Here is a 15,619-nt window from a genome sequence, read left to right as displayed (position 1 = left end):
GACATAAACGAATTTCGGCCGGTTCGAATTTGCGCGATTTCTGTTGTCACGGATCAACCGGGAACACAGCCATGTACGCTCAACAGATCGCCAATATCGAACTGCCCACGCAGCAGAACCCTTTTGCTCTGCTCGATGCGACGCAGCCGGTAAGCTTCTTCCCGGCGGGTACGGAGATCTACGCCCAAGGCGAAAAGGCAGGGCCGCTTTACCAAGTCGAATTCGGCGCCGTGCGCGTCTACCGCCTTCTGGCCGATGGCCGCCGGCAGATCAGCGCCTTCCATATGGCCGGAGAGACATTCGGCTTCGAAGCCGACGCCACCCATCATTTCTTCGCCGAGGCGATCAATGCGACCGGCATCCGGGTTTTCCGGATCGCCGCGGCCGCGGATATGTCCCGGCAGCTGCTGCCACTGGCGCTCAAGGGTCTCGTCAGAGCCCAGGAACATCTGCTGGTGCTTGGCCGCCAGAATGCCATCGAGCGCGTCGCGGCCTTCCTGGTCGACATGGCGGAGCGCCAGGGCGGCCTGCGCCAGGTCGAGTTGCCGATGTCGCGCATGGATATTGGCGACTATCTCGGCCTCACCATCGAGACCGTGTCGCGGGTGTTCACCCGCCTGAAGGACAAGGGCGTCATTCGCCTGCTTGGCCTGCGCAGCCTCGAGATCCTCAAGCAGGACGTGCTCCTCGACATGGGCGAATAAAGCGGCGCGGCCACAGCCTCCCAGACCAAAATGCCCGCAAGGGCAAGCCAAGGACCGAAGACGATGAAAACCATCCTTACCACGCACTCAGGATTCCGCTTTGACGTTCGCGAGGCCCGCCCCGAGGACGAGCCGACACTTGCAGAGTTCTTCACGCACGTAACGCCCGAGGATCTGCGCTTCCGCTTTCTAGGCGCCGTGCGGGAAGTTTCGCACGAGAGGCTGGTTGCGATGACCCGCTCCGACGACGCGCATATCCATAATTTCCTGGCGTTTGGACCGGACGGAATGTTGATCGCGGTGGCGACGCTGGCCAGCGATCCGGCCGATCGGCGCGGCGAGGTCGCCATCTGCATCCGCGATGACCGCAAACATCTGGGCGTCAGCTGGGAATTGCTCGCCCACGTCGCGCGCTACGCGGACAAGCACGGCCTCGAAACGATCGAATCGATCGAAAATCGCGAGAACCGGGCGGCGATCGAACTTGAGCGCGAGATGGGTTTCACGGTCACGGCTGACCCCGACGATGCGACCCTCGTTCTGGTTCAGCGCAAGCGTGGCGCCAGCTTGCCCGCATAGGTCCGTGAATCCCATCCAGCCGCAGGAAGACCTGCTTAGAATGCAAGCAGGTCTCGCGCCACGGCGACCTCCTCATCGGCCGGAATGACAAGAATATCGACACGTGACGTCGCGGCGCTGACGAGTTCGCCGCCGCTTCGGTTCAACCCTTCGTCAAGCGCCAGGCCAAGCCATGCGGYAGCCTCGCAGATCTTGTGCCGGATCAGGGGCGCGTGCTCACCAATACCTGCGGTGAACACCAAAGTGTCGAGGCCGCCTAGCGCGGCAGCCAGCGATCCGATTTCTCGCCCGACGCGATAGACAAAGAGATCGACGGCTTCAACAGCCGCAGCGTCTTTGGAGTCGAGCAAAGTCTGCATGTCCCCGGAAATGCCGGACACGCCCAGCAGGCCTGAACGCTCGTAGAGAAGGTCGTTCAGTTCATCGGCAGATAGGGTCTTGCTACGCAGAAGATGAAGGATCACGCCCGGATCGAGCGCACCGCAGCGGGTGCTCATGACGAGACCATCGAGTGTCGAAAATCCCATTGTGGTCGCCACACTTGCCCCTTCCCGCATGGCACAGAGGCTTGCGCCACTGCCGAGATGGGCAACGATCGCGCGACCGCCGGAGCCCGCGCCGTACCGTTCCCGCAGCATCCCTGCAATGTGGCTGTAAGACAGTCCGTGAAAGCCGTAGGAGACGATTCCCTGCTCCGCCAGGTCGCGCGGCAGACCGTAGATCTTGGCGAGCGCCGGCCGGGTCGCATGAAATGCCGTATCGAAGCAGCCGACCTGCACGGCATGCGGCAGCAGCTCAGCTGCCAGCTTCACGATCTCAAGATTGACCGCCTGGTGGATCGGCGCAAGTGGCTCCAGCCGGCGCAGAACCGCAAGAGTTTTTGCCTCGAGCCGGACCGCATGTGTGAAGGTTTGGCCGCCATGAACGATGCGATGGCCGATCTTGCCGATGCGGCCGAGGAGATTGCGATCGGCGAGCAGCGAGGCCACCACCGAAAATGCGTCGGCGATCGCGATCGGCCCATCGCCGACGCTCGTGTCGATGGCGGACGCCGCCGCCGTGGCCATGGTGCGCAGTCTGGGATCTCGGCCGAGTGAAGACACGCTGCCGCGCAACAGCAGGGGAAGCGTCCCCTGCTCCTCGAAGACGGCGAACTTCAAGCTGGATGAGCCGCCATTAAGAACCAGCACCGCATCAGTCATGGTCGGCCTGGCGCCAGCTTACGGGACCCACTTCCAGCCGAGGATCTCCGGCATGTCCTGCCCGTGGGCGCGGATATAGGCGCGATGCTCAATCAGCTTTCCTTCCATCGCGTGTTTGAGCCCGACATGGGCGCCGCTCGGCTCGGGAATCCGGTCGAGCACGCTGAGCACAAGATGATACCTGTCGAGGCCGTTGAGTACAGTCATGTCGAAGGGCGTTGTGGTCGTGCCTTCTTCATTGTAGCCGCGCACATGAATGTTCTGGTGGTTGTTCCGTCGGTACGTCAGGCGATGGATGGTCCAGGGATAACCGTGATAGGCGAAGATCACTGGCTTGTCCTTGCTGAACAGGGCGTCGAAGTCGCGGTCCGACAGGCCGTGCGGATGATGTTCCTTGGGCTGCAGGGTCATCAGGTCGACAATGTTGACCACCCTGATCCGCAGATCCGGAATATGCTCTTTCAGGATCTGCACCGCGGCAAGCGTCTCCAGCGTCGGCACGTCGCCGGCGCAGGCCATGACCACGTCCGGCTCGGCGCCGTGGTCAGTCGAGGCCCACTCCCATATCCCGACGCCCGCGTTGCAGTGGACGATCGCCTGCTCGAGGCCCAGCCACTGCCAGGATGGCGCCTTGCCGGCGAAGATGACGTTGATGCGGTTCCAGGTCTTCAGAACATGGTCGGTCACGCACAGCAGGCTGTTGGCATCCGGCGGCAGATAGACACGCACGACATCTGCCTTCTTGTTCAGGGCGACGTCGATGAAGCCTGGATCCTGATGGCTGAAGCCATTGTGTTCCTGGTGCCAGACGTGACTGGACAAGAGGTAATTCAGGGACGCAACGGGCTGGCGCCAAGGCAGCTTGCGGCAGGCATCCAGCCATTTGGCATGCTGGTTGAACATGGAATCGATGATGTGCGTGAAGGCCTCGTAGCACGAGAAAAAGCCATGCCGGCCGGTCAGCAGATAGCCTTCCAGCCAGCCCTGGCAGGTATGCTCGGACAGGATCTCGATCACCCGGCCGTCTCGCCCGAGATGGACGTCCTCTGGAAGGATCTCTTCCATCCAGGCGCGTTCCGTCACCTCAAAGACATCCTGGAGCCGATTGGACGCCGTCTCGTCGGGGCCAACGATGCGGAAGTTCCTGGCATCCTGGTTGAGCGCCATCACGTCGCGCAGGAAGTGGCCCATGATCCGCGTCGATTCTGTCTTCACGGCGCCGGGGCGCGCGACCGCTATGGCATGCTGATCAAGGGCGGGCAAATCGAGAGAACGCCGCAGCAGGCCGCCATTGGCATGCGGGTTGGCGCTCATGCGCCGTGAGCCCTGCGGAGCAGTCGCGCGGATCGTCGGCGCTGGAGCACCTGTTGCGTCAAACAGCTCTTCCGGCCGGTAGCTGCGCATCCAATCCTCGAGCATCTTCAGATGCTGCGGGTTTTCGGCGAGACCCGACAAGGGAACCTGATGCGCGCGCCAGAAACCTTCGGTCTTCAATCCGTCGACTTCCTTGGGCCCGGTCCAGCCCTTCGGGCTGCGCAGCACGATCATCGGCCATCTCGGCCGCGACTGGACAATGGCGCCGCTGCTGCGCGCAGTTTCCTGGATCGCCTTGATGCGGTCGAGCGCTTCGTCGAGCACGACCGCCATCTTTTCATGCATCAGGGCCGGGTCGTGGCCTTCGACGAACAGCGGCTCATAGCCGTAGCCTACGAACAGCGCGCGCAGTTCCTCTTCGGGGATCCGGGCGAGAATGGTCGGATTGGCAATCTTGTAGCCGTTGAGATGCAGGATCGGCAGCACCGCACCGTCATGCGCCGGATTGAGGAATTTGTTGGAATGCCAGGCGGTGGCAAGCGGTCCGGTTTCCGCCTCGCCGTCTCCGACCACGCAGGCGACGATGAGGTCGGGGTTGTCGAATGCCGCGCCATAGGCATGCGAGAGCGAATATCCCAATTCGCCTCCCTCGTGGATTGAGCCCGGCACATCCGGCGCCGCATGGCTGGGGATGCCGCCTGGAAAGGAGAACTGGCGAAACAACTTCTTCATGCCGGTTTCATCCAGCGAGATGTCCGGATTGAGCTCGCTGTACGTGCCCTCCAGATAGGTGTTTGCAACCATGGCAGGCCCGCCGTGACCGGGGCCGCAGACATAGATGACGTTGGCGTCGCGCTGCCTGATGGCGCGGTTGAGATGCGCATAGATGAAGCTGAGACCAGGCGAGGTCCCCCAATGGCCAAGCAGTCGCGGCTTGACATGCTCGAGCCGCAGAGGTTCGCGCAGCAGCGGATTGTCGAGCAGGTAGATCTGGCCGATGGTCAGGTAGTTGGCGGCACGCCAATAGGCGTCGAGATCGCGCAGCTCCTGTGCGGACAAGCGGTTGGCGTCAGCCGCGGGTCTCGAATGATCGTCCATTTTCCTGTTCCTCTGCATTCGCGAAAATCCTGGCTACCGTCCAACGCAAACCAGCGGGTTGAGTTCGTTTCGACGCTTTCAATCCGATGTCGGCGGGAACCGTCGCACACATCTACCGCGACTCTGTGACCGTCGCTGTCACCTAACGGCTGCGATCCTTTCTGGATCCCAGCTGAAATCCCGGTCGACTGGTTTCGTTTCTAGGTCGGCGGGGTGCGCGCGGCATTGATGCAGCGCAAATGCGCCGTTCACGGATTTGCCAGTTGAATGCCCGGCCGGCCGATGCGGGTTGTCCTTCCAAATCTCAAAGGACACGTTCCACGACGCAGCGGGTCACTGAATGGTGGCCGTTGATGTGCGTCAATTCGCTCAAAGCCTTGGCATGGCACTAATCCGTCATGCTCCACGCCGTCTCGAATTGCCAAGACAATCGCCCAATGGTGCCGGAACAACCTGACGGGTCCGACCTGCATCCCATTCCTACATCGGCAGCGCCGGGCAGCACGGCACTTTGCCAGGCGCGAACCTTTGCCGCCCCCGGCCTGCGTGCCGCTATAGCGCTCCAAATGGTGCGTACGGTCCTGCGACTTGCCTTCACCGGCCTGTCTGCAATCTTCGTCGGCGAGATGATCACGGGAGACGCCAATTTGCCGCTCCTCGGAGCGGCATTGGCTACCCTGATCCTCGTTTCCACGATCGGCCTTTTGACAGACCGCGCTGTTGCCAATACGGAGCTGAAGGTCGCCGATGGGCTACTTGGGACGGCGCGCAGCGGCCTTGCCGCGGCGCAGTCCCGCGACATCCAGGCAATGCCGCTCGGAACGTTGATTGCCGGACTGCAACGCTATCCGCAAGCCGTCGCAAGTCTCGCAGTGGGACATCGCCTGGCCTCGGTCATGCTGGGGCTCGGCCCACTGGTTGCCGCGGCAGCAATCATGGCGGTCTCTTGGCAAGCTGCGTTGGTACTTGTGGTTCTAACGCCGGTGATGATTGTCTTCTTTATCCTGATCGGCCGTGCGATCCGGATCGGCGCCGAGGCACAGGAGAAGGCCTTCGGCCGCCTCGCAGCACAATTCGCCGATCGAATCCGGGCGTTGCCGACAATTTTGGGAAACCATGCACTGCCGCGTGAGAGCCGCAAGCTCGCGACGCGGATGGACGCCTATACATCGGGCACGATGAGCGTCCTCAGGGTCGCCTTCCTCAACGCTGGCATCATCGACCTCTTCGCGTCGCTTTCGATCGCGATCCTTGCCGTATTTCTCGGCCTCGGACATCTCAAGCTGATGAGTGTTCCCGGCTTTGCCGGGCTGCAACTCTGGCAAAGCCTGTTCATACTCATGATCGCGCCCGAATATTTCGCTCCGTTCCGCCGTTATGCCGAGCAGTATCACGCCAAGTCGGAGGGGTTCGCAGCCGCCACGGCGCTCGACACGCTTGTTCTGGCAGCGCGTCCGCAGTTCGCGGACTTCGAAGCGGCTATCTTGACCCGCGAACTGCTTGGCGAAGCATCGCTCCTGCCTCGGACGGGGCTGGTGGCCATCACCGGGGCGAGCGGATCAGGCAAATCTACCTTGCTGCGCCACGTTGCCGGGCTCCGTTCAGCACTGCCGGATCAAACGGAGCGCGACCAGCCTGGCATCGCGTGGTGCTCGACCGAGATCTATGTACCCGAAGGCACCCTTGGCGACGCCATCGGCTGGGAAGCTGGACCGTGTTCCCGGACCCGCTTGTTCCTGGCTGCGGGCAGTGTCGGCCTCCTCGACGACGCGCTTCTGCCTGGAGGGATCGATGCATCGATCAAGGCCGGCGGCGAAAACCTTTCAGGCGGACAACGCGTGCGTATCGGACTGGCGCGAGCGCTGCTCTCGGGCCGCGACATCTTCGCCGACGAGCCGACCGCCAAGCTTGATCCCGCAAATGCCGCGATGGTCCGCCGCGCGCTCGCCGATGCGGCGCAGACCCGCCTGGTTCTCGTCGCAACGCATGACAGGGCCCTGGCCATGCTTGCTGGCAACACGATCGACGTTGGATGGCACAACCGGCAGGCACAGGAGAAGGTCGCGTGAAAGACAACGTTTCCTCGATCGTCAACCTGCCGCAGGCAAGCATCCGGCAGACCGCGCCATGGCGCCTCGCCCTTGTGTTCGCATTTGCGGCCCTGGCGGGAGGGATCTTGCTGACGAGCGTTTCCGTATGGCTTTTGGGCGCTGTCGCTCTGGCTGGAATGACACCCGCCGCTTTGACGTTCAGCTTTCAAATGCCCGCCGCATTCATACGGCTGTTCGCCCTGACCCGAACGGCGGCCAAATATGGCGAGCGTGTTGTCGGGCATCGGGCGGCGCTGACGGATCAGAACGTGCGCCGATCGGCGCTTTTCGCCGCGATGGCCGCCGCCCCGTCCGTTCGCAGGGCCAGTTGGCAACTTGGCAACCAGGATCGCCTTGCCGACTTTCTCGACGATGTCGAGGACGTGGACTACGCACGCCTGCGCGTCAGCCTGCCGTCGGTGACCCTTTGTGTTGCCCTTCTCTTGCTTCTGGCAACAACTCTTTGGATGACCCCGTTGGCAGGCGTCGCTATTTTGATCCTCTTCGCGGCGAGCGCCGCCGCGGCCGTTTACCTCGCCAGCCGGATTGAAGCCGATCAGGCTGCACTGCGCCTAAGCCGGCGGCACGCCTCGCGCCTGCTTGGCGCCGCGATGCAGGCCGTGGTTCCGTTACAAGGCGAAAGGCGCTGGGACGCTATGCTTGGCGAGCCGTTCGGCGGCTATACCGATGCGCAGAACCGCGCGCTGATGCTTCGCCGCCGCCAGGCGCTGTTGGACATGCTGGCCAGTTGCGTGGCGCCATGCGCCATGCTGAGCGTTCTGGCATGCGCGTGGCTGGCGGGCCTGCGCGGCGCGGCTCTGTTGCCACCGGCGCTCCTGGCATTCGCCTGGCTTGCCGTCGGGGACTCTCTCCAGGGCGCATCGAGGATTCTGATTGCCTTTGTACGCGCGAAGGCAGCGAAGGCCGCGCTGGCGAAATGGCCCACCGCTCCGGACGCACCGCCACGTCGATATGCCCAGGATCGCATTTCCACGCTTTCCCTGGACGGCTTGCCGCGCTGTGCTCCAGATGGCCGACGGATTGGACGGCCTCTCGCCGCAGTATTCAAAGCGGGCAGGCCGACAGCCCTGCATGGCCCCAGCGGCTGCGGCAAGACCTCCCTGCTCAAGCAGATCGCCGGCTGGCTGGATGCCGGTGATGGACGCATCGCAGCAGATGGCGTGGGGCTCCGGTTGGAAGCACGCCGGTCCATGACTTGCTTTTGCCCGCACGACGCGACCGTTTTGGCCGACACGGTGCGCGAGAACCTGTTTGCCCCAAACGCCACCGACGAAGAATTGTGGGCTGCGTTGAACGCGGTGGAACTGGAGGGCAGGATCAGCGCAGCCGGCGGCTTGGACAGCTGGCTCACGCAAGGCGAGCTGTCGCTCGGCGAGGCGCAAAGGCTGAACCTCGCCCGCGCCTGGCTTTCCGACAAGCCTATCGTGCTGTTGGATGAACCGACCGAACATCTTGATGCCGAACAGGGCGAACGCATCCTCAGCATCTTGCTGCATCGGCTGCGGCAACGCATCGTGATCCTGTCGAGCCACGAGCCATGCGGAATGGCTTCGGGGGGTCTCGTCTTTCGTCACATTGCGCAAGGGTGAGCTGGACGATGGTGCAATCGCCACTGCCGGCCAGTAACCGCGGCGTCTTCAACGTCGTCAACGTCATAGAAATCGAGGAAAAGACCATCCAAAGGGAATGAAGCTTTGTAAACGGCCTCCTTTAAAACAAACAGGCAGCGGGCATAAAGTGGAGACATGCCAAGGCGACTGCGTTCGCCATTTGTCGTCACGATGTCGATGAGATCTTTGGGCAAGGTTTCTGCTGGCTCGATATCAATACCGAGCGTCAAAGATCTGCTTTTCGGTGAAACGGCCGCCACTGCTGTTTTTCGATCATGCGCCAATGAACCCACAATTTCTCTGGGCCAGATTGGTGGTCCACCCGTTGACTTGTTGATCGCTTCGCAGGCCTGGCCCAACTCTTGGAGCAATGATCGGGCAACGATTCGAGCAGCACCACTTTGTCTGCGAACTGTGTTCACCGAATTGCTATAAGAAACCGCCTCCGAGGGGAGGAGGGCGTCCTCCTCCCCTGCGCATATAGGTCGACGGCCAACGAGTAAATCAGACTACCACCAGAAACTTTCGGCCGTGCTCGTGGGCGAAATCCCCAAGGATCTTACAGGGCATTCAGCGCAAGAAATAGAGAAGGTGGTTGCCGCCGCGTAGTTGGATGGGTGCTTCCTGGTCTTTTTGCCTGCAGGCGACATGCCAGGCACCCTCCTTGTATATTTTGAGATTTGCACGGGTGTGTCTCGATACACCCGTGCCCCAGGGAAGGCGTTAGCCAGCCGGTACGCCCCCAAGTCACAAGATTGACGTCAGGTCTAAGCCGGTCGACCATACTGCGTGGACCGCACTATGATTGGGGAACCCGGTTCTTGCGAAGCCGTTGTGGACTGTAGATCGAGGTCCTGCGCTTGAGCGAACCAGCCCCAGATATCGAGCTAAGGCCCTGCCCTCCCCCGCCGACTGGGATTAGCGGTGCATCCGCTCAAGACAGATACAGCCTTGTCGCGGTGATGCTTGTGGCATGCCTCGTTCTCGGCTTTGGGGTGCTCGCCGAGGAGGTCCTGGAAGGCGATACGACCAAATTTGATCTGGCGATCATGTCGACCCTTCGCGCTGCCGATCCCGCCAACCCGATCGGTCCGCCATGGCTACAGGAAGCAGCCAGGGATGTGACCTCAGTCGGAAGCGTGGTGTTTCTTGGATTCGTGTTGGTGGCAGGGGTTGTCTATCTTCTTCTCATTCACAAGCGGGCTCTCGCCATTTGGATGGGGGTGGCGGTGACCGGCGGCGAACTGCTTGGCACCATCCTGAAATTGAGCTTCAACCGGCCCAGGCCGGAAATCCCTCATGTCACGCGGGTATTCACCGCAAGCTTCCCGAGCGGCCATGCAATGCTCTCGGCGATCACGTTCCTGACCGTGGGCGCCCTCCTTTCGCACGCAAATCAGGATCGGCGTCTCAAACTGTATTTCATGGCGCTCGCTGTGTTTCTGACGGTGGCCGTTGGCGTAAGCCGGGTCTATCTCGCGGTCCACTATCCCACGGATGTCTTGGCCGGCTGGTGCATTGGTTCAGGCTGGGCGATCCTGTGCTGGATAGTCGCTTTATGGTTTCAGGAAAGGCCGAAGCGGGGGCCAAGGACTTGAAGGTCATGGCACTCATCAACAAAAGAGCCGGCGCTGCGGCGCGCAAGGGCGACATCGAGAGAGCCGTACGGGATGGGTTCGCCGAACGTGGCGTCGAGGCGGATGTGCGATTGGTGGAAGGGCGAGAGGTTGGAGAACTCGCCCGGCGCTTCGTTGCTGACAACAAGTCGACTTCCGGCGATCAATCAATATTGGTAGTGGGCGGTGGCGACGGCACTCTCGGCAGCGCGGCCTCGGCGCTGGCGGGGACGGATGTGGTGCTAGGTATTCTTCCGCTCGGCACGCTAAACCACTTTGCCAAGGATTTGGGTGTGCCGCTCAACCTGACTGCGGCGATCGGTACAATCGCGACGGGCAAGCCTGTCGCAGTCGATGTCGCCGAGGTCAACGGCCGAGTCTTTCTCAACAACTCATCGATCGGCATCTATCCCTTCTTTGTAGCAAAGCGTTCAGCCGAGCAGCGGCACCGCGGGTTCGGCAAGCTTGCCGCCATCGGTCCCGCCCTGATGAGAACGTTGAGATCCGCCTCCTGGCAGGCTGTCCACGTCGCTGCCCAGGGCACCCGCGAGAGATTGCGGACCCCTTGCGTATTTGTCGGCAACAATTTCTACGACATCGCCGATCTTGGCCGTCGCGGCAGCCTCACGTCAAAAGAACTGTGTGTCTATGTCGTCAAGCAGCAGTCCTGGTTTGGACTCGCACTGCTTCCGTTCAAAATCGCGTTCGGCATGATCGACTCCGCCCGAGATCTGGAAATCTATCGGGCTGGTTCACTTCAAATCACATCGCATCGCCACGCCATGCTGGTTTCTCTGGATGGCGAAGCCGTCAGTATGGCCATGCCCCTGAACTTTCGGATTCGACCAGCGGCCTTGCACGTCCTTGCACCTGCCAAAAGAGACCAGAACCGGTGACCGTCGCTGAAAGCGGAGAACTTCAGTGAAAACCCTGGTCCACCTTTCGGATTTGCACTTCGGAAAGACAGAGAGCCGGCTTGTGGAGGCGATTGCGACGGAGGTTCTTGCGGTCGACTCCGATTTGCTCGTCGTGTCAGGAGATCTGACGCAGCGCGCCCGGAAAGAGGAGTTCCTGCAGGCGCGGGCATTCCTTGATTCCCTTCCTGGCCCCCGCATCGTGGTGCCAGGCAATCACGACGTGCCGCTCTGGAATCTCTTCGCGCGTGCCATGACGCCTCTGTCGCGTTACAGGCGCTACATCGAGGCGGACACCGACCCGTTCTATGCCGACGGCGAAATCGCCGTGGTCGGGATCAACACGGCACGATCCCTGACAATAAAGGACGGCAGGATCAACGTCCGCCAGCTCGAGGCGGCGACGGAAAAATTCGCACATATGTCCGATGACGTTACCCGGATAGTGGTCACGCATCATCCTTTCGAAGGGCTGGACCTGGAAAACGACGACGGCATCGTGGGTCGGGCTGATCTGGCAATGGACGCCTTCTCGCGCAGCGGCGTAGACGTAATATTGTCTGGCCACCAGCATCTTCACCGCGCTGGTTCGAGCGCACGGCGCTACCTTATCGACGGCTATGCGGCACTGCTTATTCAAGCGGGAACGGCGGTTTCGTCGCGGGTACGCCAAGCTGCAAATTCGTTTAACATCATTCGCGTCGAGCAGCCGAGGATCTCCATCGAATGTCGGGCATGGCAGCCTTCGCAGTCCGGGTTCGAAACCTCAGCCAGTTATTCCTTTCGGCAAGGTCCAGGCGGGTGGGAACCTGCTTGAATGGCGGTTGTGGAGAGCGTCAACATTCCCAGAATCCGCCGACATACGGCTAAAGCTGAGATTCGATGGGGAGGTGCCTGACCAAGGCGGCCAGTATGCGGCGGGACCATGCTGCCTCGGGTTCGCGAGTGTAGGTTTGCGGCCTGCCTTCATCGCTGCCATGCCAGCGAAGAACCTCGTTCTTCAATTCGAGCCGGTAGCTCGCTTCCGGCGCTATCTCCGATTTGAACCTGTGCCGCAGTTCCGCGACCAGATTCTCGTGTTCAAAAAGCACGCCCATTTCCGAATTCAGGGATACGGACCGCGGATCGAAGTTGAAGGATCCGACGAAACCGATCCTGTCGTCGACGCTGAACGCTTTGGTGTGCAGGCTGGCGCCCTTGGATCCAAATACGGAAATCTTGGGCTGCCGGCTAAAGGGTTGGAGCTCGAAAAGCTGCACGCCCATTCTCAGCAAGCGCTTGCGATAGTTGGCGTATGCCCCGTGGACCGCGGCGACATCGGTCGCGGCCAAGGAGTTGGTCAAAACAGAAACCTGCACTCCATCGTCGACGAGGTCGCCGAGGATTTTTGAACCCTTCTTGCCGGGGATAAAATACGGGGACACGATTTCCACCCGCTTGCGCGCCGACTGAATGATTGGAAGCAACTCCTTCATCAGCCAACCGCGCGGTCTCCAGCCTCGGACCTTTTCCGGAGGGTCGGAGATCACGCGCACGCGCTCGACCCAATGTACGTTGCTGCTCGCCGCTATGAACTCGGCGATGGAGCCCTTGTCCCTGATACCGCTCAGAAGCGTCGATTCGGTTTTCTCCTCGCTTCCGTCGAAATACGAGGCATGCGAGCCTGGAGCGGATGCGCCGAGTTCAGCTATTGGCTTGGCGTCCTGGCATACCCAGAACGTTTGGAAGATCTGTGCGGTTTGCTGGACGGCGGGACCGAGAAGCAGCATGTCGAGGTCACGGAAATTCGTCTCCGCCGCGTCAAAATACGCATCGCCGATATTGCGCCCACCGACAATGGCGATGTTGTCGTCGGCAATCCACGCCTTGTTGTGCATCCGCCTTGTCAGTGCAAAAAGCCGCAAGAGGACTTCCGCCCCGCGCATGAGGCCGCGCGCTCTGATGCCGCTCGGGTTGAACAATTTGAGTTCGATGTTTGGATGGTTGCTCAGCGCCAAATAGGCGGCATCGCTCTTGCGCGGATTGACGTCGTCGAGCAGCATTCTGACCCGCACGCCTCGCTGGGCCGCCCGGACAACTTCCTGCAAAAGCAAGCGCCCCGTGTGGTCGTCATGCCAGAGATAGTACATGAGATCGAGAGTGCGAGCCGCGCCCCTTGCCGCTAAAACACGCGCGGCGAACGCATCGTAATTGTCCGAAATCAGCAGCAGGCCGCTCTTACCTGCTTTGATTTTATCGGCCGATGTTTGCGTAATCGAGACGTCCATGGATTGACCAGTTTCGGAGGAGAACGAGGCGCCGTTTCATTACGTCAAGAACCCGCGAGCGCTGATCTGGTTGCACGGGTGCTTTGAGCATGCTGAGGGCGCACGGACAGTTCGCCCGTATGGTAATCAGGTGGCTCGCTCATTTCGTTGCGCTGCTTCTTGTTCGAGCAACGCAATCTTTTCGCGGATTTCCTCCGGCTCGGCATGTTCCAGGCCGACAACGTCGTTTCTGGTCTCGTCCAGTGAAACGATGATCTCATCAAGCTTGGCGTGGATGGCGGCGGTATCGCGATAGCCCTGTATCAGGACAACACCGGTGATCACAATGGCGGCCACCGAAAGGGCATAGGTGACCGCGTTGGTCAGTCCGAATGGCACCAGCGCGGTGCACAACACCATTGCGACCATCATGACGTAGAAGCCCGGCGGGCGGGAAAGGAAGTCCGCCGCCACAAAAAGGATGCGGTTCATTCCAGCGTTCCCATAATTGCGCGGTCGGGGGCTCGATCTCGCGCCGAACGCCGCCGAGGATACAACCACATCATCATATCTTGGCCAGAGCGAATGCGGCTATTAGCGCGGTGAGACCGACGCAAATGGGCACAGCCAGGAGGAAACCGGCCTCTATGAAGCGAGTCTTTTTGTCTTTGAACATCCACCCGTCGCTGGCCAAATTGAAGTCGACGGGTTCGCTCGCCGCCAATGCAGCGAGCGAACCGTTATCAGCGCAGGAAGGGACATAGCTGCGCGGATTTTGAAGTGTGGGGTATCCAGATTCAGCCAAGGGATAATCCAACCATGAGCAGGGCTATCGCCAAAAAGAAGACTGGCGCCAGCAACCACCGCGCTTGACCAACACTTCTGTCCATAAATTCGTTCCTCCGGTTCCTTCGCTGGCAACTTCCAGGACATCCTACCGTTCCAAGCTGAGTGGCCGGCAAGACCCTTGCGCAATTCGACCGGACTTTGGTCCGACCGCTTCGCCCGACTGAAGTCCACCCAAGGGAACGATTGCACCCACGCCAAGTTGGCAGCTGAGCTTCGACATCACCGATCGGAGCCAATCTAACGAGGAGCAAGACTATGAAATTGCATCTGTCTGCCGCAGCCGCGGCATTTCTTCTGCTCGCAGGGGCCGGCGTTGCGGCGGCCGAGGACATCATCATTCAGCCGGAGCAGGAAACGGTTATTCGTGAATATGTGAAGAAGCAGCCGCTTGCTTCTGTGAAGGTTCCCGGTGTCGAACTCAACATCGGCACGGCGCTGCCCGACACGGTCGAACTCCACGAAGTTCCGAACGTCAACTACCGCTATGTCGTGATCGACAACCGGACGGTTCTGGTCGATCCAAGCAGCCACAAGATCATCAAAGTCTACGACTGACCGGCCTTGCCGGCCAAAACCCGTCGCCTCTGCCGGCGACGGGTTTTCATTGAAACGGGAGCTCACATGACCGCGAGATCTCGCAAAATCCGATGCCTTGGAAATGCGCGTTGAAACCTTCGGACCAAGTTCGCGGACGCGAACATTACCGGCGACGACCTGATCGCCGCTTCTTTTCTCAATGACGATTAGCTCATTCCTGGCCATTGGCCTAAGGTGGTCCAGCCGGCTGCGTCTATAGCGTCGGAGTGGAACAAGGAAACGCCATGACTTCGACAGCAGCGCTGATCTGGTATCTGGTGATTGCCGGCCCGCAGGGCGGCATGGCGGTGTTGCCGAGCACTTTCGACAAGCGCGAACAATGCACGGCCGCCATTGCCGAATACCAGAAGCAGCCAACCCCGCCGGGCTGGACCCTGCAGTGCATCCCCAGCGCTTCCCCATTCACCAACAATGGATCCGCCGAATAGCGGGAAGCGCAGCCAAAGGCCCGGCAGAGCTATCACCTCCTCTGGCGCAACCTCCTCCTTACGCCTTCGGCTCGACCGCCGCCCCTAGAAGGTGGATATGTTCGGTCGCAATTTTGAGCAGGGTTTCCGCGGTCTCTTGCGCTGTCCATCCCTGAGCCTCCGATTCAGCCACCAAGGCCGCGAACGCCGCTTCCAGGGCCACCTCACAGTTGACCGCCCGATCCGGACTTCCTTCCGGCAATATCGGTGGTTGAATGGTCTGGGACATGCGCGATCTCTTCCAAAAAAGGGGGAAGCCCGCGCCCTTAGTGAAGAACGCGGGCCGATCAAGGTTTCTGGCCCGATCTTCAG

At 60.8% G+C, this 15,619-nt stretch carries 17 protein-coding genes; 10 read left to right on the top strand and 7 right to left on the bottom strand.

The genetic code is table 11. The features are described 5' to 3' along the window. Positions 1-71: 71 nt before the first annotated feature. Positions 72-704 carry a helix-turn-helix domain-containing protein gene (locus AC1DPX_RS32210; RefSeq protein ID WP_202356059.1) on the top strand — a complete coding sequence of 211 codons (633 nt, stop codon included), beginning with the start codon at positions 72-74 and terminating at the stop codon, positions 702-704. A gap of 63 nt (positions 705-767) precedes the next feature. Next, positions 768-1,283 (top strand): GNAT family N-acetyltransferase, encoded by a 516-nt coding sequence (locus AC1DPX_RS32205; RefSeq protein WP_202356060.1) that lies wholly within the window; start codon positions 768-770, stop codon positions 1,281-1,283. 35 nt (positions 1,284-1,318) lie between these two features. On the opposite strand, the gene AC1DPX_RS32200 is transcribed toward AC1DPX_RS32205, so the two are convergent. Together AC1DPX_RS32200 and AC1DPX_RS32195 are read right to left on the bottom strand one after the other, a co-directional pair. Next, positions 1,319-2,485 carry an acetate/propionate family kinase gene (locus AC1DPX_RS32200; RefSeq protein WP_477241867.1) on the bottom strand — a complete coding sequence of 389 codons (1,167 nt, stop codon included), beginning with the start codon at positions 2,483-2,485 and terminating at the stop codon, positions 1,319-1,321. 18 nt (positions 2,486-2,503) lie between these two features. Then, a complete protein-coding gene (locus tag AC1DPX_RS32195) occupies positions 2,504-4,897 on the bottom strand; it encodes a phosphoketolase family protein (protein ID WP_477241865.1) in 2,394 nt (797 codons plus the stop codon). A gap of 824 nt (positions 4,898-5,721) precedes the next feature. On the opposite strand from AC1DPX_RS32195, the gene AC1DPX_RS32190 reads away from it, so the two are divergent. Together AC1DPX_RS32190 and AC1DPX_RS32185 are read left to right on the top strand one after the other, a co-directional pair. Beyond that, positions 5,722-6,966, top strand: coding sequence for an ABC transporter transmembrane domain-containing protein (locus AC1DPX_RS32190; protein WP_477241863.1), 1,245 nt, complete (start codon positions 5,722-5,724; stop codon positions 6,964-6,966). Then, positions 6,963-8,597, top strand: a complete 1,635-nt coding sequence (locus AC1DPX_RS32185) for an ATP-binding cassette domain-containing protein (protein WP_477241861.1) — start codon at positions 6,963-6,965, stop codon at positions 8,595-8,597. Before AC1DPX_RS32190 ends, AC1DPX_RS32185 begins: the two co-directional genes overlap by 4 nt. On the opposite strand, the gene AC1DPX_RS32180 is transcribed toward AC1DPX_RS32185, so the two are convergent. Continuing rightward, positions 8,579-9,040, bottom strand: coding sequence for a 4'-phosphopantetheinyl transferase family protein (locus tag AC1DPX_RS32180; RefSeq protein ID WP_477241859.1), 462 nt, complete (start codon positions 9,038-9,040; stop codon positions 8,579-8,581). The genes AC1DPX_RS32185 and AC1DPX_RS32180 overlap by 19 nt on opposite strands. Before the next feature lie 58 nt (positions 9,041-9,098). Between AC1DPX_RS32180 and AC1DPX_RS32175 the strand changes: the two genes are divergently transcribed. The 4 genes from AC1DPX_RS32175 to AC1DPX_RS32160 all read left to right on the top strand — a co-directional run bounded on the left by AC1DPX_RS32175 (position 9,099) and on the right by AC1DPX_RS32160 (position 11,965). Next, positions 9,099-9,227 carry a baeRF12 domain-containing protein gene (locus AC1DPX_RS32175; protein ID WP_477241899.1) on the top strand — a complete coding sequence of 43 codons (129 nt, stop codon included), beginning with the start codon at positions 9,099-9,101 and terminating at the stop codon, positions 9,225-9,227. 251 nt (positions 9,228-9,478) lie between these two features. After that, positions 9,479-10,216 carry a phosphatase PAP2 family protein gene (locus AC1DPX_RS32170; protein WP_477241857.1) on the top strand — a complete coding sequence of 246 codons (738 nt, stop codon included), beginning with the start codon at positions 9,479-9,481 and terminating at the stop codon, positions 10,214-10,216. Between the two features lie 5 nt (positions 10,217-10,221). After that, the gene (locus tag AC1DPX_RS32165) at positions 10,222-11,130 is read left to right on the top strand and encodes a diacylglycerol/lipid kinase family protein (protein WP_477241855.1); all 909 of its coding nucleotides are present in this window, start codon (positions 10,222-10,224) and stop codon (positions 11,128-11,130) included. A gap of 25 nt (positions 11,131-11,155) precedes the next feature. Next, positions 11,156-11,965 carry a metallophosphoesterase family protein gene (locus AC1DPX_RS32160; RefSeq protein ID WP_202356066.1) on the top strand — a complete coding sequence of 270 codons (810 nt, stop codon included), beginning with the start codon at positions 11,156-11,158 and terminating at the stop codon, positions 11,963-11,965. A gap of 49 nt (positions 11,966-12,014) precedes the next feature. On the opposite strand, the gene AC1DPX_RS32155 is transcribed toward AC1DPX_RS32160, so the two are convergent. The 3 genes from AC1DPX_RS32155 to AC1DPX_RS32145 form a co-directional block, all read right to left on the bottom strand. Then, positions 12,015-13,415 carry a phospholipase D-like domain-containing protein gene (locus AC1DPX_RS32155; RefSeq protein ID WP_477241853.1) on the bottom strand — a complete coding sequence of 467 codons (1,401 nt, stop codon included), beginning with the start codon at positions 13,413-13,415 and terminating at the stop codon, positions 12,015-12,017. Positions 13,416-13,541: 126 nt separating this feature from the next. Then, positions 13,542-13,886: a low affinity iron permease family protein gene (locus AC1DPX_RS32150; protein ID WP_202356068.1), complete on the bottom strand. Its 345-nt coding sequence runs from the start codon at positions 13,884-13,886 to the stop codon at positions 13,542-13,544. 73 nt (positions 13,887-13,959) lie between these two features. Next, positions 13,960-14,199 carry a hypothetical protein gene (locus AC1DPX_RS32145; protein WP_477241851.1) on the bottom strand — a complete coding sequence of 80 codons (240 nt, stop codon included), beginning with the start codon at positions 14,197-14,199 and terminating at the stop codon, positions 13,960-13,962. A gap of 299 nt (positions 14,200-14,498) precedes the next feature. Here AC1DPX_RS32145 and AC1DPX_RS32140 point away from each other — a divergent pair, with 299 nt between their 5' ends. Then, on the top strand, positions 14,499-14,798 hold the full coding sequence (locus AC1DPX_RS32140; protein WP_477241849.1) for a DUF1236 domain-containing protein: 300 nt from the start codon (positions 14,499-14,501) through the stop codon (positions 14,796-14,798). A gap of 266 nt (positions 14,799-15,064) precedes the next feature. Then, on the top strand, positions 15,065-15,268 hold the full coding sequence (locus tag AC1DPX_RS32135; RefSeq protein WP_477241847.1) for a hypothetical protein: 204 nt from the start codon (positions 15,065-15,067) through the stop codon (positions 15,266-15,268). Positions 15,269-15,326: 58 nt separating this feature from the next. Here AC1DPX_RS32135 and AC1DPX_RS32130 read toward each other — a convergent pair whose 3' ends face one another. After that, positions 15,327-15,536, bottom strand: a complete 210-nt coding sequence (locus tag AC1DPX_RS32130) for a hypothetical protein (protein ID WP_202356072.1) — start codon at positions 15,534-15,536, stop codon at positions 15,327-15,329. Positions 15,537-15,619: the final 83 nt, after the last annotated feature.

Source organism: Mesorhizobium sp. 01N446 (genome assembly GCF_056399285.1).
Note: the sequence above shows the minus strand (reverse complement) of the source record. Positions and strands in the feature narration are given on the sequence as shown.

Bases quoted from the DNA above. Each gene is read 5' to 3' on its own strand.
- AC1DPX_RS32130 (WP_202356072.1), bottom strand. From the start codon at position 15,536: ATGTCCCAGACCATTCAACCACCGATATTGCCGGAAGGAAGTCCGGAT.
- AC1DPX_RS32155 (WP_477241853.1), bottom strand. From the start codon at position 13,415: ATGGACGTCTCGATTACGCAAACATCGGCCGATAAAATCAAAGCAGGT.
- AC1DPX_RS32135 (WP_477241847.1), top strand. From the start codon at position 15,065: ATGACTTCGACAGCAGCGCTGATCTGGTATCTGGTGATTGCCGGCCCG.
- AC1DPX_RS32150 (WP_202356068.1), bottom strand. From the start codon at position 13,886: ATGAACCGCATCCTTTTTGTGGCGGCGGACTTCCTTTCCCGCCCGCCG.
- AC1DPX_RS32140 (WP_477241849.1), top strand. From the start codon at position 14,499: ATGAAATTGCATCTGTCTGCCGCAGCCGCGGCATTTCTTCTGCTCGCA.
- AC1DPX_RS32165 (WP_477241855.1), top strand. From the start codon at position 10,222: ATGGCACTCATCAACAAAAGAGCCGGCGCTGCGGCGCGCAAGGGCGAC.
- AC1DPX_RS32205 (WP_202356060.1), top strand. From the start codon at position 768: ATGAAAACCATCCTTACCACGCACTCAGGATTCCGCTTTGACGTTCGC.
- AC1DPX_RS32195 (WP_477241865.1), bottom strand. From the start codon at position 4,897: ATGGACGATCATTCGAGACCCGCGGCTGACGCCAACCGCTTGTCCGCA.
- AC1DPX_RS32210 (WP_202356059.1), top strand. From the start codon at position 72: ATGTACGCTCAACAGATCGCCAATATCGAACTGCCCACGCAGCAGAAC.